Raw genomic sequence first — 2,554 nt, forward strand, 5'->3', positions numbered from 1 at the left:
AATCAATTTGTAAAAATTAAAAGTAAATATTTTATATTTGCTACGGGAGCCGCAGAGAAAATGATACCATTCCCAGGAAATGATATTCCCGGAGTATTCGGTGCAGGCGCAGCACAAACATTAATGAATGTCTTCGGCATAAAACCAGGAAAATCCATATTAATGGTAGGAGCAGGAAATGTTGGCCTAATTGTTTCATACCAGATGCTTCAGGCTGGCATCAACGTAAAAGGAGTAATAGAAGCTCTGCCTAGTATCGGGGGATACTTCGTACATGCAGCAAAACTCAGACGCTTCAATGTGCCAATCCTTGCCAGCACAACAATTAAAGAAGTAAACGGAAATAAACATGTCGAGCAAGCAGTGACAGTAAGCCTTGATAAAAAATTTGATGAAATCCCCGGCACAGAAAAAATATGGAATGTGGATACAGTATGTCTCGCTACCGGCCTTATACCATCAGTGACATTGCTTGCACAAGCAGGATGCCAATTAAAGTACGTGTCCTCTCTTGACGGGTATGTCCCAATAAGAAATAGATTTCTTGAAACATCTCTCAAAAATACATTTGTAGCGGGAGACATTGATGGGATAGAAGAAGCATCAACCGCTATGATAGAAGGAACAATTGCTGCATACTCAGTGCTCATTAAAATGGGAAAAGATACAACAAAAGAAAGAGAATCTTCTATAAAAGAATTGAACATATTACGAAGCGGGCCTTTCGGAAAAAAAATAAGAGAAGGACTGAAAGAAGTACAATATGAGTAATTTTTTAAAGACAGGATTTTTGAAAACAGAGGATATAAAAGAAAATTTTCCGTCACTGGAAAGAATCAGAAAAAACCCCGTTGCTATCATTGAATGTCCACAAGAAATCCCGTGTAACCCCTGTGTCACATCCTGTACAGTACACGCAGTCTCGATGAAAACAATCAATGGCATTCCCGATATAGATTTCGATAAATGCATTGGCTGCGGAAATTGCATCAAAATTTGCCCGGGACTTGCAATCTTTCTTATAAACATAAAAGATGGAAATGGAATAGTAAGCTTGCCATACGAAATGCTGCCGACACCAAAAAAGGGAGAAAAAGTTAACCTCTTAAATAGAAAAGGCGAAAAAATAGGGAAAGGAATAGTAACAAAAATTATCCTGCCAGAAAAAGACACAAGTGCTGCAATAATCACAGTACAGTTTAACGATCCGGAACTTGTGTATGAAGTAAGAAATATCGAGATGCCAAATGAAGGATGAAGAAATTATTATCTGCAGATGCGAAGATATTACATTAAAAGAAATAAAAGACGCAATCCATAAGGGATACAAAGATATTGAATCACTACGAAAATATTTACAGCTAAGCACAGGGCCTTGCCAGGGAAAAACATGCATTCCTTTAACAGAAAAAATTCTTGCGCAAGAATTAAAAAAAAGAATTGATGAAATAGAAATGCCTACAACACGCCCACCTGAAACTCCTGTGCCATTCGGAATATTTTCAAAGGTAAAGAAATGAAAAATCATGACATTGTAATCATCGGAGGAGGCATTACAGGACTTGCCACAGCATACTACCTTGTTAAATCTGGCATTAAAAATATCTCTATCCTTGAAAAATCCTACTTAGGATCAGGTTCCACAGGAAGGTGTGGCTCGGGTATACGGCAACAATTTACAACAAAAGAACATATCGTTTTAATGAAAGAAAGCGTAAAGCTCTGGAAAGAATGGAATAATGACCTTCCAATACCCATTCATTTTGAACAAGGTGGTTACCTATGGCTTTTAAGCAACAAGAAAGAACTTGCTCGGCATAAAGAATACGTAAAATACCAAAATACATTTGGCATAGAAAGTGCTATTATATCAACGAAAGAAGCAAAAGAAATTGTACCAGATTTAAACATAAACGATATAGCGGGAGCAAGTTGGTGCCATACAGATGGAAGTGCATATCCTTTTGACGTAATAAATGCACTGCAAATATTTCTTAAAGAGAAAAAAGTAGAAATAAATACATTTGAAGAAGTAAATAAAATTCATGTAAAAAATGATAAAATTCAAGAAGTAATTACCAACAAAAACAGATATACAACAAATACTGTAATAAACGGTGCTGGATACGGAGCGAAATATATAGGACAATTAACCGGATTAAACCTTCCATTGCAACCATACAGACATCAAATTGCAGCTAGCGAACCTTTGTGTAATTTTTTAGGCCCAATGGTTGTAAAAGACGAACTCTATTTTTTACAAACCCATAGGGGAAGAATCATAGGCGGAACAGACTTAAAAGAACCCTCGCTATCAAATCTGAACTCGACGTTAAACTTCCTTGAAGAATATTCAAAACAAATTATAAGCATTTTGCCATTTCTTTCTTCGGTAAATATAATGAAACAATGGGCAGGGTATTATATAGTAACACCTGACCGTCATCCAATATTAGGGTCTACAGAAATAAGCGGATTCATACTGGGATGTGGATATTCTGGGCATGGTTTCATGTTAGGCCCAGTTGTAGGTAAGATTCTCGCATCACTTATA

Annotated in this window: 4 protein-coding genes; all 4 read left to right on the top strand. The window is 36.6% G+C overall.

What is annotated here, in order from left to right:
- Positions 1-771: FAD-dependent oxidoreductase (locus U9Q18_01560; GenBank protein MEA3313043.1), on the top strand; the 771-nt coding region annotated here is incomplete at its 5' end.
- Positions 764-1,258, top strand: a complete 495-nt coding sequence (locus U9Q18_01565) for a 4Fe-4S binding protein (protein MEA3313044.1) — start codon at positions 764-766, stop codon at positions 1,256-1,258. The genes U9Q18_01560 and U9Q18_01565, both read left to right, overlap by 8 nt.
- Positions 1,248-1,520, top strand: coding sequence for a (2Fe-2S)-binding protein (locus U9Q18_01570; GenBank protein ID MEA3313045.1), 273 nt, complete (start codon positions 1,248-1,250; stop codon positions 1,518-1,520). The genes U9Q18_01565 and U9Q18_01570 overlap by 11 nt, the downstream gene beginning before the upstream one ends.
- On the top strand, positions 1,517-2,554 hold a 1,038-nt coding region (locus tag U9Q18_01575), incomplete at its 3' end, for an FAD-dependent oxidoreductase (GenBank protein ID MEA3313046.1). The genes U9Q18_01570 and U9Q18_01575, both read left to right, overlap by 4 nt.

Source organism: Caldisericota bacterium, assembly GCA_034717215.1.
Taxonomy (GTDB): Bacteria; Caldisericota; Caldisericia; order Caldisericales; family Caldisericaceae; genus UBA646.

Excerpts from the sequence above, each read along its gene's own strand:
- U9Q18_01565 (MEA3313044.1), top strand. The coding sequence starts at position 764 with ATGAGTAATTTTTTAAAGACAGGATTTTTGAAAACAGAGGATATAAAA.
- U9Q18_01570 (MEA3313045.1), top strand. The coding sequence starts at position 1,248 with ATGAAGGATGAAGAAATTATTATCTGCAGATGCGAAGATATTACATTA.